The organism is Bradyrhizobium sp. MI1.4 (assembly GCF_055811315.1).
On the sequence record NZ_JBVVPP010000063.1, the window covers coordinates 16406 to 41152 of the forward strand.

The 24747-nt window shown below is 64.9% G+C and carries 25 protein-coding genes; 9 read left to right on the plus strand and 16 right to left on the minus strand.

The features are described from left to right. Positions 1-33: 33 nt before the first annotated feature. A complete protein-coding gene (locus AC0L23_RS35455) occupies positions 34-744 on the minus strand; it encodes a glutathione S-transferase family protein (protein WP_026232428.1) in 711 nt (236 codons plus the stop codon). Positions 745-853: 109 nt separating this feature from the next. On the opposite strand from AC0L23_RS35455, the gene AC0L23_RS35460 reads away from it, so the two are divergent. Beyond that, a complete protein-coding gene (locus AC0L23_RS35460; protein WP_018452950.1) occupies positions 854-1225 on the plus strand; it encodes a winged helix-turn-helix transcriptional regulator in 372 nt (123 codons plus the stop codon). 135 nt (positions 1226-1360) lie between these two features. Here AC0L23_RS35460 and AC0L23_RS35465 read toward each other — a convergent pair whose 3' ends face one another. From AC0L23_RS35465 to AC0L23_RS35485, 5 genes are all read right to left on the minus strand, one after another. After that, positions 1361-2185: a CarD family transcriptional regulator gene (locus AC0L23_RS35465; protein ID WP_085384092.1), complete on the minus strand. Its 825-nt coding sequence runs from the start codon at positions 2183-2185 to the stop codon at positions 1361-1363. A gap of 344 nt (positions 2186-2529) precedes the next feature. Next, entirely contained in the window at positions 2530-2868 is a 339-nt protein-coding gene (gene fdxA / locus AC0L23_RS35470; protein ID WP_018452948.1) for a ferredoxin FdxA, read from the minus strand. A 132-nt stretch (positions 2869-3000) separates the two neighbouring features. Beyond that, positions 3001-3270, minus strand: a complete 270-nt coding sequence (locus AC0L23_RS35475; protein WP_083926310.1) for an RNA-binding S4 domain-containing protein — start codon at positions 3268-3270, stop codon at positions 3001-3003. Positions 3271-3292: 22 nt separating this feature from the next. Next, positions 3293-6709 carry a helicase-related protein gene (locus tag AC0L23_RS35480; RefSeq protein WP_085358843.1) on the minus strand — a complete coding sequence of 1139 codons (3417 nt, stop codon included), beginning with the start codon at positions 6707-6709 and terminating at the stop codon, positions 3293-3295. A gap of 589 nt (positions 6710-7298) precedes the next feature. Then, the gene (locus tag AC0L23_RS35485) at positions 7299-8108 is read right to left on the minus strand and encodes a DUF3108 domain-containing protein (RefSeq protein WP_085384094.1); all 810 of its coding nucleotides are present in this window, start codon (positions 8106-8108) and stop codon (positions 7299-7301) included. Positions 8109-8720: 612 nt separating this feature from the next. On the opposite strand from AC0L23_RS35485, the gene rpmB reads away from it, so the two are divergent. Then, a complete protein-coding gene (rpmB, locus tag AC0L23_RS35490; protein WP_026232426.1) occupies positions 8721-9032 on the plus strand; it encodes a 50S ribosomal protein L28 in 312 nt (103 codons plus the stop codon). Positions 9033-9526: 494 nt separating this feature from the next. On the opposite strand, the gene AC0L23_RS35495 is transcribed toward rpmB, so the two are convergent. The 4 genes from AC0L23_RS35495 to AC0L23_RS35510 all read right to left on the minus strand — a co-directional run bounded on the left by AC0L23_RS35495 (position 9527) and on the right by AC0L23_RS35510 (position 11591). Further along, positions 9527-10291 (minus strand): GNAT family N-acetyltransferase, encoded by a 765-nt coding sequence (locus tag AC0L23_RS35495; RefSeq protein WP_473358087.1) that lies wholly within the window; start codon positions 10289-10291, stop codon positions 9527-9529. Between the two features lie 248 nt (positions 10292-10539). Beyond that, complete coding sequence (locus AC0L23_RS35500) at positions 10540-10818, minus strand: DUF1488 family protein (RefSeq protein ID WP_085351675.1); 279 nt, start codon at positions 10816-10818, stop codon at positions 10540-10542. A gap of 217 nt (positions 10819-11035) precedes the next feature. Beyond that, entirely contained in the window at positions 11036-11332 is a 297-nt protein-coding gene (locus AC0L23_RS35505) for a hypothetical protein (protein WP_085351639.1), read from the minus strand. Beyond that, positions 11325-11591 (minus strand): hypothetical protein, encoded by a 267-nt coding sequence (locus AC0L23_RS35510; RefSeq protein ID WP_085351640.1) that lies wholly within the window; start codon positions 11589-11591, stop codon positions 11325-11327. The genes AC0L23_RS35505 and AC0L23_RS35510 overlap by 8 nt, the downstream gene beginning before the upstream one ends. A gap of 360 nt (positions 11592-11951) precedes the next feature. On the opposite strand from AC0L23_RS35510, the gene AC0L23_RS35515 reads away from it, so the two are divergent. From AC0L23_RS35515 to AC0L23_RS35525, 3 genes are all read left to right on the plus strand, one after another. After that, complete coding sequence (locus AC0L23_RS35515) at positions 11952-12083, plus strand: hypothetical protein (RefSeq protein ID WP_007599247.1); 132 nt, start codon at positions 11952-11954, stop codon at positions 12081-12083. 295 nt (positions 12084-12378) lie between these two features. Then, a complete protein-coding gene (locus AC0L23_RS35520; protein ID WP_473358088.1) occupies positions 12379-13716 on the plus strand; it encodes a DUF2235 domain-containing protein in 1338 nt (445 codons plus the stop codon). A gap of 352 nt (positions 13717-14068) precedes the next feature. After that, on the plus strand, positions 14069-14314 hold the full coding sequence (locus tag AC0L23_RS35525; RefSeq protein ID WP_027515169.1) for a PilZ domain-containing protein: 246 nt from the start codon (positions 14069-14071) through the stop codon (positions 14312-14314). Positions 14315-14557: 243 nt separating this feature from the next. Here the strand turns inward: AC0L23_RS35525 and AC0L23_RS35530 are convergent, their stop codons facing one another. The 5 genes from AC0L23_RS35530 to cobS all read right to left on the minus strand — a co-directional run bounded on the left by AC0L23_RS35530 (position 14558) and on the right by cobS (position 20578). Further along, positions 14558-14968, minus strand: coding sequence for a hypothetical protein (locus AC0L23_RS35530; RefSeq protein WP_473358089.1), 411 nt, complete (start codon positions 14966-14968; stop codon positions 14558-14560). 265 nt (positions 14969-15233) lie between these two features. Further along, positions 15234-16346, minus strand: a complete 1113-nt coding sequence (locus AC0L23_RS35535; protein WP_085351643.1) for an NADH:flavin oxidoreductase/NADH oxidase — start codon at positions 16344-16346, stop codon at positions 15234-15236. A gap of 123 nt (positions 16347-16469) precedes the next feature. After that, complete coding sequence (locus tag AC0L23_RS35540) at positions 16470-17531, minus strand: esterase-like activity of phytase family protein (RefSeq protein WP_085358847.1); 1062 nt, start codon at positions 17529-17531, stop codon at positions 16470-16472. Continuing rightward, positions 17528-19432, minus strand: a complete 1905-nt coding sequence (gene cobT / locus AC0L23_RS35545; RefSeq protein WP_018452934.1) for a cobaltochelatase subunit CobT — start codon at positions 19430-19432, stop codon at positions 17528-17530. The genes AC0L23_RS35540 and cobT overlap by 4 nt, the downstream gene beginning before the upstream one ends. 147 nt (positions 19433-19579) lie before the next feature. Further along, complete coding sequence (gene cobS / locus AC0L23_RS35550; protein WP_473358090.1) at positions 19580-20578, minus strand: cobaltochelatase subunit CobS; 999 nt, start codon at positions 20576-20578, stop codon at positions 19580-19582. Between the two features lie 310 nt (positions 20579-20888). On the opposite strand from cobS, the gene AC0L23_RS35555 reads away from it, so the two are divergent. The 3 genes from AC0L23_RS35555 (at position 20889) to AC0L23_RS35565 (ending at position 22182) form a co-directional block, all read left to right on the plus strand. Beyond that, a complete protein-coding gene (locus AC0L23_RS35555; protein WP_085358849.1) occupies positions 20889-21548 on the plus strand; it encodes a DedA family protein in 660 nt (219 codons plus the stop codon). Positions 21549-21653: 105 nt separating this feature from the next. Next, positions 21654-21866, plus strand: a complete 213-nt coding sequence (locus tag AC0L23_RS35560) for an antitoxin MazE-like protein (RefSeq protein WP_143273843.1) — start codon at positions 21654-21656, stop codon at positions 21864-21866. Next, positions 21853-22182, plus strand: coding sequence for a type II toxin-antitoxin system PemK/MazF family toxin (locus AC0L23_RS35565; protein ID WP_026232424.1), 330 nt, complete (start codon positions 21853-21855; stop codon positions 22180-22182). The genes AC0L23_RS35560 and AC0L23_RS35565 overlap by 14 nt, the downstream gene beginning before the upstream one ends. Positions 22183-22230: 48 nt before the next feature. On the opposite strand, the gene AC0L23_RS35570 is transcribed toward AC0L23_RS35565, so the two are convergent. Next, entirely contained in the window at positions 22231-23451 is a 1221-nt protein-coding gene (locus AC0L23_RS35570) for a citrate/2-methylcitrate synthase (RefSeq protein ID WP_085358851.1), read from the minus strand. Positions 23452-23526: 75 nt separating this feature from the next. On the opposite strand from AC0L23_RS35570, the gene AC0L23_RS35575 reads away from it, so the two are divergent. Then, positions 23527-24621: a citrate synthase/methylcitrate synthase gene (locus tag AC0L23_RS35575; RefSeq protein WP_085358853.1), complete on the plus strand. Its 1095-nt coding sequence runs from the start codon at positions 23527-23529 to the stop codon at positions 24619-24621. Positions 24622-24747: the final 126 nt, after the last annotated feature.

Consider the following 24747-nt stretch of genomic DNA (forward strand, 5'->3'; position numbering starts at 1 on the left):
GAGCGGATCGAAGCCGCTCCTCCTCTCCACTGGTTAGGCTTGCTTGCCATATCGCGCGATGACGTCGGCCAGGGCGGTGTGGCCTGCGCAGGATCCTGTTCCCGGATCATTGCTGCCGCTCTCCACGGCGGTGGCGTAGATGACCCCGGGATCGGCCTCGAGTTGTTGGCGCAGCGCGGCCAGCTTTGGCCAGCGGCTCCTGTCCGCGACAGCGTGGAAGTCGAGCCAGCGCGCCACACCTGCCAGCAAGGCGTCCGCGAGGGTCGGCCGGTCGGCGAGCAGGAACCTTGCCGGCTCGATCATGCCTTCGAGCTTGTCGTGACGTTCGATCACCTTTCTCCTTCCGAACTCCCGCAAGGCCGAACGCATGGCGTCGTCCATCGCCACGCCTTCCATTGCGACCCAAAGCGGCGCGAAGGCGCCGGTAAAGCCGGTATTCACGAACGCCATCAGCTGGTGCATGCGATCGGCTTGCGGCGACAACGGATCAAAGCTGATGCGCCGTTCGGTATCCCTGGCTTCGAGCCAAGCCGCGATCGCCATGGTTTCCGTCAGCACATCGCCCTGGTCCGTTATAAGTGCAGGCGTCTCGTGTCGCGGATTGATCCTGGCGTATGACGGGCTCAGCATCTCGCCCAGCATGTCGACGCGACACAGGCGATATGGCCTGCCAAACCATTCAAGAGCTGCAACGAGTCCCATGGAGCTTCCCATCGGGAAGCCGTAAAGTAGGATTGGATCCATCGATCTATTCTCCGTGATTTCTGATGATCACGCTGCGCAGCGGTCCCGAACCCTAGTCGCTCGCTCCATCAAGTAAATTGCGAACATTTTTGTAACCTGGAGCCCGCCGATGAAAGATCTCGTTTCGAGATGTCCCATCGAGGAAGTGATGCAGATCCTGAGCGGCCGGTGGCCTACGCTTCTGATCTACTATTTGAAACAGGGCACCAAACGGTTCAGCGACTTGCGTCGGGACAATCCGACCATCTCGCACAGGATGCTCGCCCTCGAGCTTCGCAAGCTGGAGGACGCCGGTATCGTGACTCGCACGGAATTCGACGGATACCCGTTGAGGGTCGAGTACGATCTGACCGCCGCCGGCCACACCTTGGTGCCGTTGATCGATGCGTTGGGCGCCTGGTGGTCGACGGTTGCGACTGACGCGCGCGGAGACGACCGCGAGACCGGGCGCGGCGCTTCGGGAAGCGCATCGCGGGTTTGATCCTGCTCAGGACCGCATAGGCTCAAAGCAATTCCGCCCGCTGACGTCCCCGAACCGGGGCGGTCAGCGTCTCCAAAACAAAAAGCCCGGCCGTAAGACCGGGCTTTGATCTGTTGCGTTCGACGCGCGAGACGCTTACGCGGCCTCGTCGGCGACCGTGGCGCCGCCCTCGGTCTCGTCGCTATCGCCCTCGGCGTCCGCATCGGCCTCGCCTTCGGCGGCTTCGGACTTGGCGCCAGTGCGGCGCGGGCTCTTGGCGAGCTGGGCCTCGATCTCCTTGACCGCTTCGGTCTCGGTCGAGTGCTGCACCACCGCGATCTCGCGGGAGAGACGGTCGAGCGCTGCTTCATAGAGCTGGCGTTCGCTGTAGGACTGCTCGGGCTGCGACTCGGAGCGATAGAGGTCGCGCACGACTTCCGCGATAGCGACGATGTCGCCCGAATTGATCTTCGCTTCGTATTCCTGGGCGCGGCGCGACCACATGGTGCGCTTGACGCGGGCACGGCCCTTGAGGGTCTCGAGCGCACGCTTCACCAGCGCGGGGTCGGAGAGCTTGCGCATGCCGACATTGGCGACCTTGGCGGTCGGCACGCGCAGCGTCATCTTGTCCTTGATGAAGTTGATGACGAACAGCTCGAGCTTCGCGCCGGCGATCTCCTGCTCCTCGATGGCCAGAATCTGGCCGACGCCGTGAGCGGGATAGACGACGAATTCGTTGGCCTTGAAGCCCTGACGCTGGGTCACAACCTTCTTTTCCTCGACCTTCGGCGCAACAGCCGCGGGCTTCATGGCCGGCTTGGCGGCAGCAACAGGGGCCTTGGCAGGAGCAGCAGCAACAGGAGCCTTTGCGGCGGGCTTGGCAGCGGGAGCCTTGGCAACAGCGGGCTTGGCGGCGGGCTTGGCGGCAACAGGCTTGGCAACGGTCGCTTTCGCGGCCGGCTTGGCAGTCTTGTTAGGCATTGCGCTTCTTTTGTTCTTCGAGGACTTTGCAGCCGGCGCCTTCGTCGCGGTCCGACCCTTGGATGCGCTACGGCTGGCCGCGGCGACTTTCTTGGCGTCCTTATGGGAAGCCTTCGCTGAAGTACTCTTTTTACGCGTTTTCTGTGACACAGCCTGCGCGCGGAAACTGCCACGCCCCTGTTCGACATTTGGTTTCACGGGAACCCAACGGGGCCGACGGGGCTAACCAGGGTTCGGCTCAATGTGCCCAATATAGCACATTTCCCGCAAAAATCAATGATTTAGGGGTGTTAAGGCCTAGTTTTCGGCGGTAAGGCCGCTAATAGGGTTAAGTTTGACCCGAATTAGTCGCCGGAGCCGGGGTTCGGCGAGAAATACTTGTCGAACTTGCCCTCCATGCCGTCGAAATCCTTGGCGTCGTCGGGTGATTCTTTCTTCTGGGTGATGTTCGGCCAGCTCTTGGCGTAGTCGGCGTTGACCGTGAGCCACTTTTCCAGGCCCGGTTCCGTGTCCGGCTTGATGGCATCGGCGGGGCATTCCGGCTCGCACACGCCGCAGTCGATGCACTCGTCAGGATGGATGACGAGCATGTTCTCGCCCTCATAGAAACAGTCGACCGGGCAGACCTCGACGCAGTCGGTGTACTTGCACTTGATGCACGCTTCAGTGACGACGTAAGTCATCCAACGCTCCGAAAAGCTCTTTTAAAAGTCGCGGCTTGCGTAGCGCGGATGGCCCGGCGCCGCAAGCTCAGGAACGGCCGATCATGACGGCTTTATGCGCTTGATCGACCAAGAAATGAATTCAAAGCGCAATTAATTGCGCTGAGAACTTGGCGGGCCTTCACCGAGCTCTTCGTAGAGCACACGGGCCGAGGCGGCATCGCCACGGCGCTCGTTGAAGGCGATGACTTTCAAGACGCGCACGGTGCGATCGAGCGCGATGGTGAGCACGTCGCCGATCTTGATCGCATGCCCCGGCGATTTCTCGCGTGCGCCGTTGACGCGAACATGGCCGGACTCGACAAGCGCGGCCGCGGAGGTGCGCGCCTTCACCACCCGCGCGTGCCACAGCCATTTGTCGATGCGCTGCCGCTCGGTCGTGGGCTCACTCCTTACGCCCGGACAGCTGCTCCTTCAGCGCAGCGAGCTTCGCGAACGGCGAGTTCGGATCGACCGGACGATCGCGCTCGCGCGGGGTGGCGCTCGATGCGTAGGGCCGCAGCGACGGGCCGCCCTGGCGGTCGCGGCCCTTGTCGCGGTCGCGGCCACGGTTATCGCGGCCCTTGTCGCGATCGCCGCCGAACTTGCCCTTGTTGCGGTCCTTGTTGTCGCGGTCCTTGTTGCCGCCATTTTTGCCCTCGAAGCGGCGGTTCTTGTCGTCGCGGCCCTCGGGACGCGGCGCAGCTTCGGCGCTACCTTCTCGCGGCTTGCGGAAGTCCCTGCCACCATCTCGACGATGACCGCCGCCATGGCGATGGCGCTCACCGCGCTTCTCGCCGTCGGCGGCAGGCTGGGCTTCGCCTTCGGCAGGCGCAGCGCCGGCTTCAGCGGCCGCCTGTGGACGCGGCTGGTGATGACGCTGGTTGCGATGGCGCTCGTGGCGCGGCTTGCGATCATCGTGACGGCCCGCGGGACGCCAGACCTCAATGAGCTCGGGCTCGGCGGGCGTCGCCGCGGCTTCCACGGGCGCTGCCGCATCGGCCGACGCAGCGGCTTCAGTTGCAGCGGTCTCTGCAGGCGCGGTTTCGGCAGGTGCGGTTTCGACAGCTTCAGCGGGGGCAACAGGCTCTTCCGCAGGTGGCGCGATGCCGGGAGCGTCTTCCGGCGTGACGGAAGCTTCGAGCGCCGGCTCGTCATGCGCGGGCTCGTCGTGCTGCTCCATCCCGGGCGCGTCTTCGACGGTCACAGGCTCGGCAGCGGCTTCGATCGCGGCATCCGCAGGGGTTGCGGCGTCCTCGACCGGCGTTTCGGTTGCGGGCGTCTCTTCGCTGGAGGCTTCAGCAACAGGCGCGTCAGCAATAGGCGTCTCGGCAACAGCCGCAGCCGGCTTCGCCGGCAGCGGCGGGCGCTTGTCCATGCGATAGCCGAGCGCACGCAGCACGGAGGCAAAGTCTTCGCCGGCGGAGCCGGTGAGCGAGGTCATCGCCTGCGTCACCACAAAGCTGCGGCCGTCGAATGCCCCGGCGGGCTTTTCGCCAGACGCGTTCTCGCGCCAGGCCAGCGCCGGACGGATCAGATCGGCCAGGCGCTCGAGGATATCGACGCGCACGGCGCGCTCGCCGGCCTGCTTGTAGCCGAGCACGCGATAGGCATCGCGCGGCAGCTGCTTGTCGACCGGGAACGAGGTGCGGCCGGAGCTTGCCAGATGCTGCGCGCCCGACAGCGCGGAGGGATCGACATTGTCCTGCTTCAGCGCCCAGAGCAGCGCGGCCAGCGCACGCCCGGCCGGCTTGAGCAGGCCGGGGAAATAGAGGTGATAGGCGCCGAAGCGGACGCCGTATTTGCGCAAGGTCGCCCGCGAGGGCTGGTCGAGATCCTTCAGCTCGTTGGCGATCTTCGGGCGCTCCAGCACGCCGAGCGCCTCGACGAGTTGATAGGCGATGCCGCGGGCGATGCCGGTGACGTCCTCGGCCTTGCTGAGCTCGAACAGCGGCCCGAGCAGCTTTTCGATATGCGTCTTGAGCCAGAGCTCGAGCCGGGCCTGCACCTTGTCGCGGGGGGCGCCCGTGAGGCGTTCGTCGGAGATGATGCGGATGCGCGGATGCAGCGCCTCCTCTGCGGCAGACAGCCGCGCCACGGCGTCGCCGGTCCAGCGGATGATGCCTTCCGAGGTCAGCACGAACTGCTCGTCCGGCGCATTGCTCAGTTTTTCGGCGCGCGCGTTGATCTCGCCGGCGAGCACGGCCTGCGCTGCAGCCTGCAACGCTTTCGCATCGGAGCCGGCTTCCGCCGCATCCGGTGCAAAGGTGAAGCCATCGAGGCGGCCGATGACATGGCCTTCGACGATGACTTCGCCGGTCTTGCCGATTTCCGTATTCAAGCTCGTGTTCTCCCGCAGGCGGCGCATCAATACACTGGTCCGGCGATCAACGAAACGCTCAGTCAAGCGTTCATGGAGCGCATCCGATAATTTATTTTCGACCTCGCGGGCGATCCCCTGCCAGCGTTCGGGGTCTTTCAGCCAGTCGGGGCGGTTGGCGACGAAGGTCCAGGTGCGAATCTGCGCGATCCGGGCCGACAGCGTGTCGATATCGCCGTCGACGCGGTCGGCCTGGTCGATCTGGGTCCTGAACCAGGCGTCGGGGATGCATCCCTTCCGCATCAGGAAGCCGTACAGCGTCGTCACCAGCTCAGCATGGGCGGCCGGCGACAGCTTTCGATAATCCGGGACCTGGCAGGCCTCCCACAGCCGTTCCACGGCGTCCTTGCCATGCGCGACATCGCGCACCTCGGCGTCGCGGGCGGCGTGGTCGAGCACGCGCATGTCCTCGGCAATCGGCGCGCGCGTCAGCGCCTCGTGGCCGGGGGCCAGGTTCAGCGAGACCTGGAGCGCGCCGAGGGAAGCAAAATCCAGCTTCGAATTGCGCCATTGCAAAACCTTCACGGGATCGAAGGTGTGGTTCTGCAGCGCATTGACGAGCTCGGGCTCGAACGGGCCGCAGCGGCCGGTGGTGCCGAAGGTGCCGTTGCGGGTGGCGCGGCCGGCGCGGCCGGCGATCTGGGCGAATTCGGACGGCGTCAGGCGGCGGAACTGGTAGCCGTCGTACTTGCGGTCGGAGGCAAAGGCGACGTGGTCGACGTCGAGATTGAGGCCCATGCCGACGGCGTCGGTGGCGACGAGGTAATCGACCTCGCCGTTCTGGAACATCGCGACCTGCGCGTTGCGGGTGCGCGGCGACAGCGAACCCAGCACCACGGCGGCGCCGCCATGCTGGCGGCGGATCAGCTCGGCGATGGCGTAGACCTCGTCGGCCGAGAAGGCGACGATGGCGGTGCGGCGCGGCTGCCGCGTGATCTTGCGATCACCCGCGAATTCCAGCTGCGACAGGCGCGGCCGCGTGATCATGGAGACGCCCGGCAGCAGCCGCTCGATGATCGGGCGCATGGTCGCAGCGCCGAGCAGCAGCGTCTCGTCGCGGCCGCGGCGGTTGAGGATGCGATCGGTGAAGACGTGGCCGCGTTCCAGATCAGATGCGATCTGCACCTCGTCGACGGCGAGGAACGAGACGTCGAGATCCCGCGGCATCGCCTCGACGGTCGAGACCCAATAGCGCGGCGCTTTCGGCTTGATCTTCTCCTCGCCGGTCACGAGCGCGACGGCATCGGGGCCGAGCCTTGCTGCGATCTTGTTGTAGACCTCGCGCGCCAGCAGGCGCAGCGGCAGCCCGATCATGCCGGAGGGATGCGCGAGCATCCGCTCGATGGCGAGATGGGTCTTGCCGGTGTTGGTGGGACCAAGCACCGCAGTGACGCCGGCGCCGGGAAGCCGCTCGGAAGCGAAGGGAGAGGAGGAAAAAGGCATCTGGGGGATTAGGTAATGGCGATTGGGGCGAATGTCAGTGCTGTTTTGGGGCGGTGGCGCGAAGGGCCCGCCTCACGCGCTGGTGTCATCGCCCGGCTCGACCGGGCGATCCAGTATTCCAGAGGCGGCGCAGATCAAACCGAGAGGGCGCGGCGTACTGGATGCGCCGGTCAAGCCGGGGCATGACGGCGGAGAATGCGGCGCCTCTCCCTGAACCCAGCGCAACTGTCTCACTTTGACGCTTTTCCCGTTGGCTTTAAGCTTCGGAACGAGTTGAGAACGAATCGCGGCCGAATCGCTGACTCCCCCTTGAGTCCTGTTCCGTTCACGCAAGATGTCGCGGGAGGCTTGTTGGGTCGCACTAGATGGAGTTTTGGCCCGCCGCACAAGCGACGTTTCGGTGGCGGATTCGTTAAAGCTGGGGACGGCGCGGAGTCGAATCAGAATCGGGGAGGAGTCAAATGGATTCCCGGTTCTCGACCCGCTCCAAACAAAAAGCGCGAAAACAACCCCATGCACAGTAGGCATGTCATTGACATCGCTCGCATTTATTTTCGCCAAAAGGGAGATCAGCGCAGGGACGGCAGGCCTACTGCGTCTTCGCGACCTTGGGCGGCTGGGCGCTGGTGATGAAGCTGGTCGCTTCCAGCATGGCCGGCCCGAGCGGCGTCGGCACTTTCAGCCAGAACGGGACCAGGATGCGCGTGCCGGCGATCGGCGCGAACGCGACCTCGATGTTGCGCTGGGCGGCGAGATATTTGATCACGGGACGGTCGGGGATGTAGCCGGCGATGGGCACGAAATACAGCGAGCAGACCACGACCTGGCCGTGATAGCCCTTCTCCGCCTTGACGTTCTCCATGCGCTTGAAATCGAGCTTGAGCTCATAGCGCATGCGGCCGTCGAACACGGCGGCGCTGCCGTGGCAGGCGTCCGCCGACAGCACGTCGCCGGTGCCGGATACGCGCACCAGCGAGGCCGTCATCGGGTCCCAGACGCCGCGGCGATGCGCATCGGTGACGACGATGCGGTCGGGATCGACCGGCGGCTCCGGCAGGATGGCAAAATCCTTCACATTGCCCTTGTCGAGCGTGATGCGGATCTCTTCGGTCTTCTTCGAGGTGGTGGTGGAGGCCTGGTAGCCGGTCGCGACCAGCGCGCCGTTGACCACGCGCCCTTGCGAGGCGCCGGTGCCCGACCCGCCCGCGAAGGATTTTAGAAGCCCCGAGGTGCCGCCGGAGGCCGCGGCCGCGAACACGTCGTCCTGGATGTCGATATTCCAGGCGCCCTTGCCGACGGGAATGCCCGCCAGCGTCGCCTCATATTGCGCCTCGAGCTTGCCCTGCGCCGCCGCGGGCTCCGCCGCCCACGCCAAGACCAGCCCGCCAAGGGCCGCCATGACCCAGCGGCCGGCAGCGCGCGGATTCCTCGCGCGCCGCTCCGCTGAGCGCAGGCCGGGCGCAAGATGAGGCGTTGTGAGCACGAAACAATCCAATCGGGGCGCGAACGGTTGTTACTTAAGCCAAATACCGCGCCAAGCAATGCGTCCGGGCCTATCCGCGTCCGGAACTCCACCGGACTTTTCGGGCGCGAATACGCCCTTTATGTGATGGTAAGGCGCGATAATCATTGCCGTTTTGGTGATCGGGGTGGGACTGAAAAGCGCACCTCACCGCGCCACCTCCACCGCCGTCATGCCCCGGCTTGACCGGGGCATCCAGTACGCCGCGGCCCCTCTGGTCAGCCGCACCGTCTCGGCGTACTGGATCGCCCGGTCCCGGCTCCGCCAAGGCTACGCCGAGGCCCACACGGGTGCTCGGCCCGCCGAAGCTTCAGCGAAGGCGGCGAGCCGGGCGATGACAGCTCGCGTGAGGCACGAAACCCGCCCCAAAACCTTGACGTCCCGCCGCTTCCCCCCTATACGTCCGCCCGCTCCCTGCAAGGACAGAGATTTGCCCGTGGCGCCCCGAATGGCGGCCGCACATCGTTGGGAAAGATTGAGGATTTTGCCATGTCTCGCCGCTGCGAATTGACGGCCAAGGGCCCCCAGGTCGGCCACACGGTCAGCCACTCCAACATCAAGACCAAGCGCCGCTTCCTGCCGAACCTGGTCAACGTGACCTTCATCAGCGAAGCGCTGGGCCGCAACGTGCGCCTGCGCGTCTCCACCAACGCGATCAAGAGCGTCGATCACAATGGCGGCCTCGATCCCTTCCTGCTCAAGGCCAAGGCCGCCGTGCTGTCACCGCGCGCCCTCGAGCTGAAGCGCGCCATCCAGAAGAAGGTCGGCCCGACGCCGGCGCCGGAGAAGAAGGCGAGCTAAGAATTTTCGGATTGGGCGAGGGCTTGCGTCGCGAGGCGTAGGCTTAGCTGGATAGAGTTTGCATTACGGCCGGATCGGAAGATCCGGCCGTTTGTTTTGGAGCGTTCGACCTGAAGTTGCGTCCCACGTCTGCATTATCTAAGTTGCGTAAACGCGAACATTTCGGCGAAAGGCAATTGCGTGGATACTTGTCGCATTTGCTCCACCGGAGTTATGACCGATGGCGTCCTCGTCGATGGCTCGGTATTTCATAAGCGTTGCCTTGAACGGCTCAAGCGAGACGCTGAGGATTTCAAGTTTCGAGAACAACGACTTCTTAGCGAGCTTCGAAAGCCGTTAGGATTCATCGACAACATCTCAATGATATTTTTTCGGTCGCGACAGATCGAGCTACTTGCGGCAAAGCAGCATCTTGCTGAGCGGATACGAGTTGCTCGGGACGAGCACGAAGCAACGCTCGCAAAGATTCGCCTCATCTACGATTTGTGGCCTACTTATCCACCTGATTGGGATGAACGACAGCGCCTATCGAGCGCATCACCATGCGAGGTACGTTCCAATTCTACAATGAATTCTGGTGCTACCGCGAGCCGCACGCGATGCGCTAAAGCAGCGCCAAAGAGTCGATTGGCAATGCCCGAACGGGTGCGCTGCTTAAGGAGATCGAATAGCACGTTGAGATCGATTGCATACAGCGGCGCTTCAAAAGCGCTGGGCGACCGAAGCCTCAGGTCTGGCGCTAGTTCGTCCCTGGCGGAAGGCGGAGCCATCAACGTGAACAGACTTGCTGTATCCAGTTCCTTGGAACGCAACACTATGGTGCGCTGTCGCGCAGCTCCACCGTCGCGAACGCGACGCGCTATAAATCCTCGCTTCTCATAGAACGATTGCGCCGCGCTCAAGTCCGACGCAACCGCAGCCGTCACATTCAAATACCCTCGACTTTCGAGGTGTGACACGAGCGCATTGATCAGGGCCGATCCAAGTCCGCTCCGTCGATGAGACGCAGAAACTGCGACCTGCTGAACTCGCGCGTTGGGAAATACGCCGCTAAACAGGATGAAGCCTGCGATCTCGACCGCATCAGCCCCCCTCGCAAACATGCAAAATAGCCGCCGTTGCATAATCGCGTCACGGTAGGCCGCTTCAGGTAAAAATCCGAGGGCCTCTTTCTCTCGATCAGCCAAGGAGCGAATGTTTGACACATGCTCCAGCAAGATTACTGGATCAGTTTCCAAGCGATATACAAAGGTTTCCATGAAAGAACGAGATCGCGCTGTTTTGAAAGATACAATCTTGGACGGCAATCAAATGGTTGGCTTAGATCAAAGCTGGCAAAGCCTATCGAATAGCGACCCGGCTCAATATTGCACATTCGTCTAAAACGTGTCTCATGAATTATCACAACCACTTGGGCCATAAGTCAAACGAAGACTTACGTCCGAAATGGGAGTCCGCTACAGCTTTCCGGCGTTTCGGCGCTTTAGCAGCTGCCTGGGCAGCAGCCCTACCCCCGAAAATCAATGCTCCGCAGCACGATCCCCGGCGGGGTGCCTTCGAACTCCGTCGCCTGATATTTGCGTCCGGTGCAGGCTTCGATGCGTTCGCGCAGGCGCGTGAACTGCTCTTCCCGTTCGCTCGGCCTGGCGCGCGGGCCGCGCTCGAGGTCGTCCATGGCGGAGGTCGAGATCGCGCAGGCGATCTCCTTCGCGCCGTCCTGCATCGAGAACTGGACGATGCCGCGGTCCTGGTCGTGGGCGATGAAGCGGCTGGTGGTGAGTGTCATGGGGTACTCCTTTTGCGTCCGCGCGTCGTGCCGGCCTTGTGCGCGATGGCGCACGGGGGACGCCGGTCGGCGTTATCGAAGCACGCTGTGGCACGAGGGTGCACAACAAGTCGCTTCGGTGGTTATGGGTCCTGGCTCCGTGCGCAATTGCGCACTCGGCCAGGACGACGCCTGTGTTTGCGAGCATTGCGCGATGGCGACACGCGTTGGTTCGCCTTCAGCCGTCGCCGTTGAGCCTTGCGAAATCGTCGAACAGCGCGGCCACCAGCGCGCGGTGGCGGGTGTCCTCGGAGGGCAGGCTGGCGGCATAGAGGTTGAGCAGATGGCGGGCCTTCACGGCGGCCTCGGGCCAGGACGTGGCGGGCACCGACATCATGCGGTTTTCGAGCTCGGCCTCGCGCTCGCGCAGCTCCCTGACTTGGGCCTCGACATCGGCCAGCGCGCGGCGCAGATCGGTTGCCTTCTGGGCGGCCATGCCGCGGTGGCTGTCGAGATCGACCGGAATTTCAGTCATTGGCGGCACTCGCGTCGATACGTTGGGCATCCGCCAGGTCGACCGAGCCGATCGACAGCATCTCCGTCGCACCGCGCACGCCTTCGGAGGGCACCGTGATCATGGTGGCGACACGGCGATAGGATGCGAAGGACAGGCCCTCGATCATCTCCTCGTCGGTGACGACCTCATAGGCGCCGGCCGGCAATTCGCGCTCGAGGCCGCGGATGTGGAATGGATGCTTGAAGGTGATGGTTTCTCGCCGCGAGCGGATGGTCATGCGCGCCTGCCTTTCGCAAAGAAGGGGCCCCAACCGACACCAGCTATGACGGACCATGCGCTTGTTGCCCGGCAATAGCCAGCATTATGTCAGCGTGGGCCGGGACTTAAGGCGCAAGCGCGGTGCTCGCACGCGGCGTTTTAGTCCTCGCAATCGGCAGGGCGCGGGCGTACGCTCGACCACGTCAGCGCAGCTCACGCAATTGCCGCGCGTCGATGTTGCGCTGCATCTTTCGCGCCTCGTGTGCGCGGCGGCGATCTTCATTGGTTCGGGCGGGTGCATCTCACAGCCCCGCCCAGCGACCATTGCAGCGCCGATCTCGCACGCGGACGAACTCGAAACCCAGGAGGAGACGACGTCATGGCCAAGGGACAGCAACGCAGCAACCGCGAGACCAAGAAGCCGAAGAAAGACAAGATCAAGACCAGCGCCGCAGCGCCGAGCCGCAAGGACGCGGCGTGGCAGCCGGAGATCGGCCAGAAAAAGAAGTAGAGGTGCGGGCGCTGTTTTCCCTTCTCCCCTTGTGGGAGAAGGTGGCATAGGCGGCCTTCGGCCGCCGTTCTTGAAAACGCCGATGCTTCGCATCGGCTATGGCGCCGGATGAGGGGTCTGTCTCCGGGAGTTCTGACGCGAGAGATTCGCACGCGGAGAGTGACCCCTCACCCGTCTCGCCCCTTCGCGGCGATCCACCCTCTCCCACAAGGGGGGAGGGGAAGAAGCGTCATCTCCCTCTCCCCACGCTTTTCCGCTATACTCGCCCGGGTAGCATCAGCGGGAGGGGCATCCTGTGGATCACGAGCGCAACGCCGAGCATACATCCGAGCCGAAGAACCTCGTCATCTGCTGTGACGGCACCGGCAACGAGATCTCGGAGAACATCTCCAACGTCCTGAAGCTCTATCGCTGCCTGCGCAAGACCGACAAGACGCGGCCGCGGCAGCTGGTGTTCTACGATCCCGGGGTCGGCACGGTGACGGAGCCGTCGACGTGGCACCGCTGGAAAGCCAACGTCAATCTGGTGCTGGGGCTCGCCACCGGCTACGGGCTCGATGACAACACGCTGTCGGCCTATTGCTTCCTGGTCCAGCACTACGCGCCCGGCGACAGGATCTACCTGTTCGGCTTCTCGCGCGGGGCCTACACGGTTCGCGTGCTGGCGGGGCTGATCCACAAGATCGGCCTGATCTCGCCGGAGCAGGCCAACCTCGCAGGCTCTGGCCTCGTCGCCTACAAGCAATATTCCGGCACCGGGCGCGGCAACGATGTCAGCGACCTCGTCGATGAGGGTTTTGACGACAGCGGGCCGCTGCCGAAAAACAAGTTCGATCTCGCCGCGCAGTTCGCACGCATCACCTCGTCGCGCTGGCCGACCATCCACTTCATCGGCGTCTGGGACACGGTGGCGAGCGTGATCGTGCCGCGCGCCGACCGGGGCTATTTGCCGAGCTTCGAGGAGCTCGCCTTCACGCTGCGCAATCCCAGCGTCAACATCTTCCGCCAGGCGATCGCGATCGACGAGCGGCGCTGCATGTTCCGCCTCAAGCAGTATGAGGAGCCGCAGGAGTACTGGCGCAACCGCTTCGTGCCCGACGACAAGAAGGAGCCGCAGGACATTTTGCAGGTGTGGTTCGCCGGCGTGCATTGCGACGTCGGTGGCGGCTATCCGGAAGTCGAGAGCGGCGAGTCCAAGTATCCGCTGCTCTGGATGATCGAGGAGGCGACCAAGGCGGGGCTGAACTTCAACCCGCGCACGGTGAACCAGCTCGCCTGGGGCATCCAGCGCAAGACCTCGCCGTTCCAATACGTGCCGCCGGCTTACACCGGCAAGACCGGCGAGCTGCATGATTCGATGACGGCGCCCTGGCGCGTGCTGGAGTATCTGCCGAAGAGCGCGACCTACAAGGAATGGCCGGCGCGGAAGGTGTTTCTCGGGCTCTACATCCCCAATTGCGAGCCGCGCCTGATCCCCGAGGGCGCGCATGTGCATGAGAGCGTGTTGAAGCGGATGGCGGTGGAGCCGGGATATCGGCCGGTGAATCTGCCGAAGGAGTATGTGACGGTGCCGATGCCGGTGCCGCCGGGTGTGGGGATGGCGGCGGAGTCGGGGGAGATCGTGGTGGGGTGAGGGCCTTCCCTTCTCCCCCTGTGGGAGAAGGTGGCATAGGCGGTCTTCGGCCGCCGTTCTTGAAAACGCCGATGCTTCGCATCGGCTATGGCGCCGGATGAGGCGTTGTCGCCGCGAACGCGAAAGCTTCGTATGCCGTGCGAGACCCCTCACCCGTCTCGCCACTTCGTGGCGATCCACCCTCTCCCACAAGGGGAGAGGGGAAAGCAGACCACCCCGCTACCGCCGCTTTCTCCACTCGCCGACACTTTTCATTAAAATTCTCCAGCCCGCCTTAGCCGGATCGAATCAACTCCTTGGCATCATCTCCCAGACCACCCGCGCCATCCGCGGAAATTGGAGGAGAGTGCCAATGCATCCGCGACGACATGCCCGTGTCAAGCCTGCGGGCCTCGTGTCCCGCCAGGCCAAGATCATCACCGACCCGCGCGCGCCGGTGATCCCCTGCACGCTGATCGACTATTCGCCGGGCGGCGCCTGCGTCGATCTCGGCGGCCAGGTGAAGATTCCCGATCGCTTCGAGCTGCTGCATGTGAACACGAAAAAACGCTGCCGCGTGGCGTGGAAGCGCGGCTCGAAGGTGGGCGTGGTGTTTTGACTCCTTCCAGCTGCTGAACAAGGCCGCGCTCCACACTCCGCTCGGCTCCCTCCCGCCTTGTGGGGGAGGGTTGGGGAGAGGGGTGGCCCAGCAAAAGGTGTTAGTTACGTGCGAAGCGATGGCAACAGAGTGTCGCTTCATTCGACAGAGCACGCCGTGTGGCTACCCCTCTCCCTAGCCCTCCCCCACAAGGGGGAGGGAACGCAGTGTACTTGCGGCGCGATCTCTCCCAACACAACAAATTCACGGCTTCCGCATCCGCGCCTTTGCGCCCGCGACGATCTGCATCGCGACGCCGGCGATCCAGCCGAACAAGGCGAACCAGCTCCAGGCGATGTGCGGATCGAGGCGGAGCACGATGATGGCGACGGAGGCGAGTGCGGTGAGCGTGGCGCAGAGCGTGCCGGCGGCGCTCAACAGTTCCGCGGCGTCGATGTCGCCGTGGGCCTCGTCGAACGGCAATTGCGGCGTGTCGATGCCGAGATAGAAGCCGACGAAGCCCAGCACCATCATCAGCAGCAGGAACCCCTCGGTGGTGAGCGCGGGGATCGCCGATCCCACATAAGCGCCGACAAACAGCCCGCACGCCGCGCCCGCCATCGCAAGGCCCACGCGCTCGATGACGTGGGCAACTTTTCGAACACGAAATCGCATGGCGGGCCTCCGCGAGGCGTTGGACGCACGCGAGGTTAGGCCAGATTTGGGTGGGGTGGAAGCTGAGAGGGTTTACGGATGCGTGAGGCGGAACGGCACGGGACCAAAAGGTACGCGGAGCAACGACCTTGGCGTGTGTCGCATGGCTGCCGAGCGCAGCGAAGCAATCCAGGCTCTTTCCGCGGACACAGCCTGGATTGCTTCGTCGCAAGGGCTCCTCGCAATGACGAGTTTGCGGCGCGGTCCTCGCGCCACACTCGCCCCCTCACCGCGCCCCGAACGTCGTCTTGCCGAACAGCGCCTTCTGGGTCGAGGGCTGCGAGCGCCAGTATTGCGGCGGGGCTTCGACCTCGCCGCCGAGCTCGGCTGCGGCGTGCCAGGCCCAGCGCGGGTCGTAGAGCAAGCCGCGGGCGAGCGCGACCATGTCGGCCTTGCCGGATGCGACGATCTCTTCGGCCTGCTTCGGCTCGGTGATCAGGCCGACGGCGATGGTAGGCAAACCCGTCTCGCGCTTGATGGCCTCGGCAAACTGCACCTGATAGCCGGGGCCGAGCGCGATCTTCTGCAGCGGCGAGACGCCGCCGGAGGAGGCATCGATCCAGTCGACGCCGCGCGCCTTCAGCGCGTTGGCGAATTCAAGCGTTTGCGCCAGATCCCAGCCGCCCTCGACCCAGTCGGTCGACGACACCCGCATGCCGACCGGCTTGTCGTGCGGGAATACGGCGCGGACCGCGTCGTAGACCTCCAGCGGGAAGCGCATGCGGTTCTCGAGCGAGCCGCCATATTCGTCGGTGCGCCTGTTCGAGATCGGCGACAGGAATTGATGCAGGAGATAGCCGTGCGCGCCGTGCAGCTCGATCGCGTCAATGCCGATGCGATCGGCGCGCTTGGCGGCATCGACGAAGGCCTCGCGGATGCGCTTGAGGCCCGCGGCATCGAGCGCCAGCGGCGCGGCCTCGCCTTCCTTGTGCGGCAGCGCCGACGGCGCCACGGTCTGCCAGCCGCCCGCATCCTGCGGAATCAGCTGGCCGCCGTCCCACGGCCGCGCGCTGCTGGCTTTGCGGCCCGCATGCGCGAGCTGCATTGCGACGGCGGTCGAGGAATGTTTCCGCACCGAGGTGAGGATCTGCTTCAGCGCGGCCTCGGCGGCATCGCTGTAGAGCCCGAGGCAGCCCGGCGTGATGCGGCCGATCGCCTCGACATGGGTCGCCTCGATGCAGAACATCGCCGCGCCCGACAGGCTGAGATTGTTGATGTGGGTGAAGTGCCAGTCGGTGGGAACGCCGTCCTCCGCCGAATATTGGCACATCGGCGACACCACGACGCGGTTCTTCAAAGTCAGGCCGCGCAGCTTGATCGGGGAAAACAGGGCGCTCATGCGGGGGAGTTCCGAAAAGGATGGAGGGCAGGGAGATGGAGAGAGTGTAGTGGGCGATGCGCCGATTGCCAGCCGCGCGGGGGGCATGGCGGCTCGCGGGGGATGCATTGCGGCCGCGCCGCCCTACTCCACCAGCGCGAACTGCAGCAGCAGCGTGCGCTGGAGCATCGAGAAATTGTCGTCGGACACCAGCGTCAGCACGGTCTCGCCGTCGGCCGTGACGTGGGCGTCGATGCCTTCCATGTTGTCGATCTCGTGGCCGAGATCGGCCTTGAACAGCACGGGGCCGTCGACCAATGCGCCCGGCGCGATCGATTTCAGGGGGATCGCGCGGATGCGGATATCGATGCCGGTGAACCAGGAGAATTTGCGTTCGAGGATCAGGAGATCGCCCGAGGGCAGCAGCACGGCGTCGCTGATGAGCTGCTGGTCGGTGCGGCGAATGCTGAATTGGCCCGGTGTGGGGCCGCCGAGCAAAAATCCGATCAGATTGCCGTCGGCATCGAAGCCGCCCTCCGACAGCGCGATCAAGGTGCCCGCGAGCGGCTGCCCCTTTGGAACGAACACCAGCGCCTCGAGCCCCTTGTTGTAGGGCAGCTTGCGCACCGCCGGCGGGGTCGGCAGCACCTCGCCGCGCGCGCGTGTGCCGCCCTTCGCAAAATCGAACCGCATGATCTGGTTGACGCGCTCGAGCCCTACATAGACGAGGTCGCCGTCACGCGCGAGCGACTCGGTGTCGTACCACAGCCGCTTCTCCGTGATCGGCCGCCCCTCCGCATTGAGCACCGGCGCGGCCTCGACGTCGTCGAGACCCGTCATGCTCCGCCCGGAATAACGGATGCGACCGGTGAACCAGGTGCCCTGGTCGGAGATCGCGAGGAAGCGCTCGCCTTTGCTGTCGAGGAAGCGGAAGCCGGACAGGCCGCCGAAGCCGCGATGCGGCGAGGTCAGCACCAGGCCGCCGCGATAGTCCAGCGAACCGAACCGCGTGCGCGCGCGGTCGCGCGGCTCGAAATTGGGGATCGGCCGCGCGTTGACCTCGATGCCAACGGGCGCGGCGACGGCGTGCTCGATCAGCGCCGGCTTCGGCCCGGGCTGTGCCTGCGCCAGGCGAGACAGTACGAGAGTGGAAAATCCCGCCGCCGCGTGGCCGATGAAGCTGCGGCGGGATCGATGGTTGCTCACGAATGCAGTTTGCGGCGCGGGCGGTTGGCCGGCTGCGTGGGCGCGGTGTTGGTCTCGCTGAAGAGTTCGGCGAGCTTCTCGGTGATGGCGCCGCCGAGCTCTTCGGCGTCCACGATCGTCACCGCGCGGCGATAATAGCGCGTCACGTCATGGCCGATGCCGATCGCGATCAGCTCGACCGGCGAGCGGGTCTCGATCTCCTCGATGATGTGGCGCAGGTGCCGCTCGAGATAGTTGCCGGGGTTGACCGACAGCGTGGAATCGTCGACCGGCGCGCCGTCCGAGATCATCATCAGGATCTTGCGCTGTTCGGGCCGGCCGAGCAGGCGCTTGTGCGCCCAATCCAGCGCCTCGCCGTCGATGTTCTCCTTCAACAGCCCTTCGCGCATCATCAGGCCGAGGTTTTTCCGCGCACGACGCCAGGGGGCGTCCGCCGACTTGTAGATGATGTGGCGGAGATCGTTGAGGCGGCCGGGGCTGGCCGGCTTGCCAGCGGCAAGCCACGCCTCGCGCGATTGCCCGCCCTTCCAGGCGCGCGTGGTGAAGCCGAGAATCTCGACCTTGACGCCGCAACGCTCCAGCGTGCGGGCGAGGATGTCGGCGCAGGTCGCCGCGACCGTGATCGGCCGCCCGCGCATCGAGCCGGAATTGTCGAGCAGCAGCGTCACCACGGTATCGCGGAACGTCGCCTCCTTCTCGTGCATGAAGGACAGCGGGTGATAGGGATCCGTCACCACGCGCGACAGCCGCGCGGGGTCGAGAATGCCCTCTTCGAGATCGAACTCCCAGGCGCGGTTCTGCTGCGCCATCAAGCGCCTCTGCAGCCGGTTGGCGAGACGGGCGACGATGCCCTGCAGATGCGCGAGCTGCTTGTCGAGATAGGCGCGCAGCCGCTCCAGCTCGTCATGGTCGCAGAGGTCTTCGGCGGCGATGACCTCGTCGAACTTCGGCGCGAAGGCGTGATATTCCGGCCCGCGCGGCTCGTTCTTGCCGTGCGAATTCGGCCGCGTCGCCTCGCCCGGCGTCTCGTCGTCGCCGAGCTCGCCGTCGTCGAAGGTGTCGGAGGTCGAGGCCTGCGCGCTTTCCATCGCGCTCTCGCTCATCTCCTCGCTCGACGCCTGGGCCTGATCGGCGCTCATCTCCTGCGCGGCGTCGGAATCGGGCGAGCCCTCGGCGCCGGACTGATCGTTGTCGCCGTCCTGGTTCTCGTCGTTCTCGTCATTGTCTTCGCTGTCGGCGCTGCGCTCGTCGCCGATCTCGAGCGCCGTCAGCAGATCATGCACGGCATCGCCGAACCTGGTCTGGTCCTCGACCACGGTATCGAGCCGGTCGAGCCGCCTGCCGATCTTGTCTTCGAGAATAGGGCGCCAGAGATCGACCATCTTCTTGGCGGCCGTCGGCGGCGCCATGCCGGTCAGGCGCTCGCGCACCAGCATCGCCAGCGCGTCGGCGAGCGGCGCGTCGGCGCGATCGGTGATCTCGTCGAACTTGCCGCGATGGAAATGGTCGTCGAGCATCGCGGTGAGGTTTTTCGCAACGCCCGCCATGCGCCGCGCGCCGATCGCCTCGACACGGGCCTGCTCCACCGCCTCGAACACGCCGCGCGCCTGCGGATTGCCCGGCATCAGCTTGCGATGCACCTTCGGATCGTGACAGGCGAGCTTGAGCGCGATGGAATCGGCGTGGCCGCGCACGATGGCGGCATCACGCCTGGTCATCTTTCGCGCGGGCTCGGGCAGCCGCGCCTTGCCCGGCGCGAGCCCGGGACGCTCGGCGGCGAAGCTGACGTCGAGCTCGGGCGCCTTGGCGATCGCCTTCAGGCAGGAGGCCACCGAGCGCTTGAACGGCTCGGTCGGGGCTTCCTTGGTGTTGCGGAATTTGGAGTTGGAGGTGGTGCTCATCTCGCCCTTACCCGTCGTCCCCGGCGAAGGCCGGGACCCATAACCACCGGCAATCATTGCGTCAGGAGAAATTAGCAGCGTCGCTTCACCGTGAGACCTCGCGGTATGGGTCCCGGCTTTCGTCGGGACGACATATCGCAAGAGAGATCAGCTGAGCGCCACGTTCACCGACGATTCCGGCAGCTCCGCGTTGAAGCAGCGCTGGTAGAACTCGGCAACGAGAGGACGTTCGAGCTCGTCGCACTTGTTGAGGAAGGTGACCCGGAACGCAAAGCCGATGTCGCTGAAGATGTCGGCGTTCTCCGCCCAGGTGATCACCGTGCGCGGGCTCATCACCGTCGACAGATCGCCATTGGCGAAAGCGTTGCGGGTGAGGTCGGCAAGGCGAACCATCTTGTTGACGATGTCGCGGCCTTCCGTGGTGCGATAGTGCCTGGCCTTGGCCAGCACGATCTCCACTTCCTCGTCATGGCTGAGATAGTTCAACGTGGTGACGATCGACCAGCGGTCCATCTGACCCTGGTTGATCTGCTGGGTGCCGTGATAGAGGCCCGAGGTGTCGCCGAGGCCGACGGTGTTGGCGGTCGAGAACATGCGGAATGCCGGATGCGGCTTGATCACCTTGTTCTGGTCGAGCAGCGTCAGGCGGCCGGAGACTTCCAGCACGCGCTGGATCACGAACATCACGTCCGGGCGGCCGGCGTCGTATTCGTCGAACACCAGCGCGACGTTATGCTGGAGCGCCCAGGGCAGGATGCCGTCGCGGAATTCGGTGACCTGCTTGCCGTCGCGGACCACGATCGAGTCCTTGCCGACGAGGTCGATACGGCTGATGTGGCTGTCGAGGTTGACGCGCACGCAGGGCCAGTTCAGTCGCGCGGCGACCTGCTCAATATGGGTGGATTTGCCGGTGCCGTGATAGCCCGTGACCATGACGCGGCGGTTGTGGGCGAAGCCGGCGAGAATGGCGAGCGTGGTGGCACGATCGAAGCGGTAATCGGAATCGACTTCGGGGACGTGAGGATCGACTTCGGAATAAGCGGGGACTTCGAGATCGCTGTCGATCCCGAACACCTGGCGCACCGACACCTTCATGTCGGGCAAACCGGAAACTTCCTCAACTTTGGACATCGCGGCGGTCGTCATCAATCCTCCGAGGTCCCGGGCGATCCCGAGACCAGTTATTGCACGTTGGCTGCGGCTGGGTGCGATCGCGAACCTATCAGAGACAACGGGCGGGCAGAAGCCCGCCCCCCGATCAAAGTTCCGTTGTCTTTTCATCTAGATAGGCAAGGAACGCGATTTTTGGAAGGCTGCCCTGCGAATCACGCCTGAATTTCGTGCCGAAGGCACCGTCCTTGCTCCCGCGGGTGGCACTTTTACCGCCGCTCGTTACTTATGTAGGGTCTGGATATAGGGTTCGAACCCCAAGGCCCAATCCCACCACAGAGACGATGTGACGTCCTTTCTCGATCCCCTCATTTCATTCGTCTCGGCCCATGCGTGGCTGGCCTATCTGACCCTGTTCCTGGCGGCCCTGCTCGAGGCGGTTCCGGTGGTGGGGTCGGTCATCCCCGGCTCGACGATCATCCTGGCGCTGAGCGCCCTAGTCCCAGGCGGCGAGCTCAAGCTGCAATGGGTGTTGCTGGCGGCGGCGCTCGGCGCAGTGCTCGGCGATGGTTCGGCCTACTGGATCGGACACCGGCAACAACGGGAGATCCTCAACACCTGGCCGCTGACCAAGTATCCGCGTGTGGTCGAACAGAGCGAGAATTTCTTCCACCGCTTCGGCATCTGGGCGGTGTTCTTCGCCCGCTTCGTGCCGCCGATCCGTGCCTTCGTCCCGGTCACGGCGGGCGCGCTCGGCATGCCCCCGGCCCGCTTCTACGCCATCAACATCCCGGCGATCCTGGTCTGGGCGCCGGCGCATGTGCTGCCGGGCGTTTTGGCGGTGTCGGCCCTGCACGAATATGCCGGGCTGCCGCACCATGGGCATCCGTATAAGCATATGTGGATTTTGACCGTGGTCGGCGTGGCAATCGTCGTAGGCTTGGCGGTTTGGATCTATCGCCGCCGGAACGGCGGCGGCGTGGCGGTGGCGAAGCCGCGAGGGTGATAGCGTCGAGCGGCGCACTGCGGTTTGGGGACTTCGCAACGTGGCGGCCCTTGCCTCTAAGCCGTAACGCGTTACATTGTAACGCGTTACGTGGGATCGTTTCCAATGACTGCACCCGCTGAAAGAATGAAAATGATGCGCCAGCGGAGGCGGCTGCGGGGCTTGCGCGAACTGCGCCTGGTCGTAGCTGATGCTCGCTCGCGGTCAGTTCGACGACGGGTGGCGAAGCAAGTTGCCAGCCTCGACCCCGATCGCGAGCGCAACGCGCTGCAGTGGATCGAGTCGGTCTCCGAGTTTGATGCAGATGCAACGCGGTGACGTCGTGACCGTCGCTGCAACGGGCGACTATGGCAAACCCCGCCCGGCGGTCATCGTGCAGAGCGACGCTTTCCCTGAAACTCATGCCTCCGTCGTGATCTGCCAGTTGACTTCCGAACTGGCGCACGCCCCGGATTTTCGGGTGACTATCGAGCCAACCCGCGAAAATGGATTACGACTGAGATCGCAGGCGATGGCCGACAAGCCGATCACCGTGAGACGCGAACGGATCGGACAGAAGATCGGGCGCCTCGGCAGCCAGGATATGGCGCGGATCGGGATTGCTTTGGCGTTCGTGTTAGGGCTTGCGGATTGATCAGGTACCCGAGCACGGGCTTCCGCCAAGACGACCGCAGCAGCGATCCTAGCTAGCAGCGCCTCCCCTCCGCCCCGGCGCCGGTCCCACATACCTCGCCCGTGGCCTGATCAGCTTGCCGAACTGCAACTGCTCGCTCGCATGCGCGATCCAGCCGACGCTGCGGGCCATCGCGAACAGGGCGAGCTCGCTGCCGCCAGGCAGGCGCAGCGCGTGCACGAGCACCGCAAGCGCGTAGTCGATATTGACGAGTTCGCCGGTCGCCTCCGCGATCCGCTCGGGCACCTCCTTGGTGAATTTACGCGGTGCGCCTGCGCGAGAGAGCGCGTTGAGCAGCGATTGCGCGCGCCGATCGCCCCGCTTGTAGACGCCGTGACCGAAGCCGGCAAAGCGTTCGCCGAGCGCGACACGCTCGCGGACCATTGGCTCGACGTCACGATCGACCAGCGCCTTGACGAGCTGCGAGGCGAGCACGCCGGCACCGCCGTGCTTCGGTCCCTTCAGCGCGGCGAGGCCGGCGATGACGGAATCATAAAGATTAAGACCGGTCGAGGCTGCGCAACGCGCGGTGAAGGTGGACGCGTTCAACTCATGCTCGGCGAGCAGAACCAGCGCGCGGCGTATGAGATCGGCCGCGTGCTTGTTGTCGGGAGCCCAGGCACTGGCGATCTGCTGGTGCAGCGGCTCGGCGGACGGCTCCGTATTGAGCATGGTCGCGACCAGGAGCCGGACGATGCGCGCACCGACCATCGCACGTCCATCATGCGCGCGGGTGAAGGCGCGGGGATCGGCGCTCGATGCGAGCGCCAGCACGGCAATGGCGCGATCGATCGGCGCGGCGCGCCGCGCGGCCTGCGCGATCAGGCGCATCTCATCGGACACCGCGGGAAAATTGTCCGGCGCAAAGGGATCGACGCCGGAGACGTCCCACAGAAGCGTCGCCGTGTGCTCCAGCGTGTCGTTCTCCGCGAGATCGACGCAATTGACGCCGCGATAGATCGCGCCCTCCTCGGTGATGGTGGAGATCTCCGTGTCCATGACCGGCAGATCGGCATCGAAGCTGCGCAGGCCGCGCGGCTCCGGCGACGGCACCCGACGCTCCTTCAGCGCCCGGACGTCCTCGGCGCGATAGCGGTTCTTGCGCGAGTCGGGCGTCGGCTCGGAGCGGACCAGGCCGCGGCTGACATAGGCGTAGAGCGTGGCCGGCGAGATCGCGAGCTCGGCGGCGGCTTCCCGGGCGGAGAGGTAGAGACCTTCCGAATTTTTCATATTGATTGATGTAATCAAGATTGATCAATCTGTCGAGAGGCCTGATCTTTGGCTGGTGCAAAGGAGATTTGGGCCATGAACATCCACCTCACCAAGAGCCAGATCGGGCTGGACGGCGTTCCCGCGGCCGAAACCGTGCTGAGCCATGTCGACGGCGAGCGCGGCGAGTTGATCATCGCCGGCGAGCATGTTGGCCGACTGGCGAGCCAGTCGAGCTTTGAGGGCGTCACCGCCCGGCTCTGGAACGGCGCCAGCACGACCACGCTGAGCGAAGCCGATGTGCGCGCGAGCCTGGGCGCCGCACGCGAGCGCGCCTTCGCGCGGCTGGATGAGCTGCTGCCGGCAACGCGCGGCATGGGCATCATCGACGGATTTCGCGCGGCGGTCGCGGGAGTTCGCGCCGAGCACGGGCTCGCCCATGAGGCGACGATCGTCGGCGCATTCCCGGTGATTGCGGGCGCGCTCGTCCGCCGGGCTAGGGGTCTCGATCCCGTGGCGCCCGATCCGAACGTTAGCCAGGCTGCCGATACGCTTCGCATGCTGCACGGGCGCGCGCCCGAACCACGCGAGGTCAGGGCGCTGGACGCCTATCTCGTCACCGCCAGCGACCACGGCATGAACGCCTCGACCTTCACCGCGCGCGTGGTGGCCTCAACGCACGCAGATCTGTTTGCCGCCGTCACCGCCGGCTATTGCGCGCTGACGGGTCCGCTGCATGGCGGCGCGCCGGAACCGGTGCTGGAAATGCTCGACGCGATCGGCTCGCGCGAGCGCATCCAGCCCTGGGTGGACGCGGCACTCGCGCGCGGCGAGCGGATGATGGGTTTTGGTCACCGCGTCTATCGCGTGCGCGATCCGCGCGCCGACGTGCTCAAGACCGCGATCGAGGCGCTGGCTTCGGACGGCGCCGCCCTGCCCTTTGCCGGCGAGGTCGAGGCCTACATCCGCAGCGCGCTGCGCAAGAAGAATCCGGACCGGCCGCTGGAGACCAATGTGGAGTTCTTCACCGCGATCCTGCTCGATGCGCTGGCGATTCCGAGGCAGGCCTTCACGCCGATCTTCGCGGTGGCGCGCGCAGCCGGCTGGACGGCGCATGCGCGCGAGCAGCAGCGGACCGGGCGGCTGATCCGGCCGAGCTCATCATATGTGGGCGCGATGCCGAAGGCGTAGGGAATGCGTAGCCCGGAGCGCGTGCTTCCCCTCTCCCCTTGCGGGAGAGGGTGGCGCGAAGCGCCGGATGAGGGGTTTCTCTCGGCGAATTCAACTGCAAGATATGAGGGTGTCGAGACAACCCCT

Coding starts and splice junctions, on each gene's coding strand:
- AC0L23_RS35565 (WP_026232424.1), top strand. CDS start 21,853: ATGCAACGCGGTGACGTCGTGACCGTCGCTGCAACGGGCGACTATGGC.
- AC0L23_RS35570 (WP_085358851.1), bottom strand. CDS start 23,451: ATGAAAAATTCGGAAGGTCTCTACCTCTCCGCCCGGGAAGCCGCCGCC.
- AC0L23_RS35560 (WP_143273843.1), top strand. CDS start 21,654: ATGACTGCACCCGCTGAAAGAATGAAAATGATGCGCCAGCGGAGGCGG.
- cobS (WP_473358090.1), bottom strand. CDS start 20,578: ATGACGACCGCCGCGATGTCCAAAGTTGAGGAAGTTTCCGGTTTGCCC.
- AC0L23_RS35515 (WP_007599247.1), top strand. CDS start 11,952: ATGGCCAAGGGACAGCAACGCAGCAACCGCGAGACCAAGAAGCCGAAG.
- AC0L23_RS35495 (WP_473358087.1), bottom strand. CDS start 10,291: ATGGAAACCTTTGTATATCGCTTGGAAACTGATCCAGTAATCTTGCTG.
- AC0L23_RS35535 (WP_085351643.1), bottom strand. CDS start 16,346: ATGAGCGCCCTGTTTTCCCCGATCAAGCTGCGCGGCCTGACTTTGAAG.
- fdxA (WP_018452948.1), bottom strand. CDS start 2,868: ATGACTTACGTCGTCACTGAAGCGTGCATCAAGTGCAAGTACACCGAC.
- AC0L23_RS35465 (WP_085384092.1), bottom strand. CDS start 2,185: ATGCCTAACAAGACTGCCAAGCCGGCCGCGAAAGCGACCGTTGCCAAG.
- rpmB (WP_026232426.1), top strand. CDS start 8,721: ATGTCTCGCCGCTGCGAATTGACGGCCAAGGGCCCCCAGGTCGGCCAC.
- AC0L23_RS35500 (WP_085351675.1), bottom strand. CDS start 10,818: ATGACACTCACCACCAGCCGCTTCATCGCCCACGACCAGGACCGCGGC.
- AC0L23_RS35505 (WP_085351639.1), bottom strand. CDS start 11,332: ATGACTGAAATTCCGGTCGATCTCGACAGCCACCGCGGCATGGCCGCC.
- AC0L23_RS35460 (WP_018452950.1), top strand. CDS start 854: ATGAAAGATCTCGTTTCGAGATGTCCCATCGAGGAAGTGATGCAGATC.
- AC0L23_RS35525 (WP_027515169.1), top strand. CDS start 14,069: ATGCATCCGCGACGACATGCCCGTGTCAAGCCTGCGGGCCTCGTGTCC.
- AC0L23_RS35530 (WP_473358089.1), bottom strand. CDS start 14,968: ATGCGATTTCGTGTTCGAAAAGTTGCCCACGTCATCGAGCGCGTGGGC.
- AC0L23_RS35510 (WP_085351640.1), bottom strand. CDS start 11,591: ATGACCATCCGCTCGCGGCGAGAAACCATCACCTTCAAGCATCCATTC.
- AC0L23_RS35455 (WP_026232428.1), bottom strand. CDS start 744: ATGGATCCAATCCTACTTTACGGCTTCCCGATGGGAAGCTCCATGGGA.
- AC0L23_RS35485 (WP_085384094.1), bottom strand. CDS start 8,108: ATGGCGGCCCTTGGCGGGCTGGTCTTGGCGTGGGCGGCGGAGCCCGCG.
- AC0L23_RS35575 (WP_085358853.1), top strand. CDS start 23,527: ATGAACATCCACCTCACCAAGAGCCAGATCGGGCTGGACGGCGTTCCC.
- cobT (WP_018452934.1), bottom strand. CDS start 19,432: ATGAGCACCACCTCCAACTCCAAATTCCGCAACACCAAGGAAGCCCCG.
- AC0L23_RS35480 (WP_085358843.1), bottom strand. CDS start 6,709: ATGCCTTTTTCCTCCTCTCCCTTCGCTTCCGAGCGGCTTCCCGGCGCC.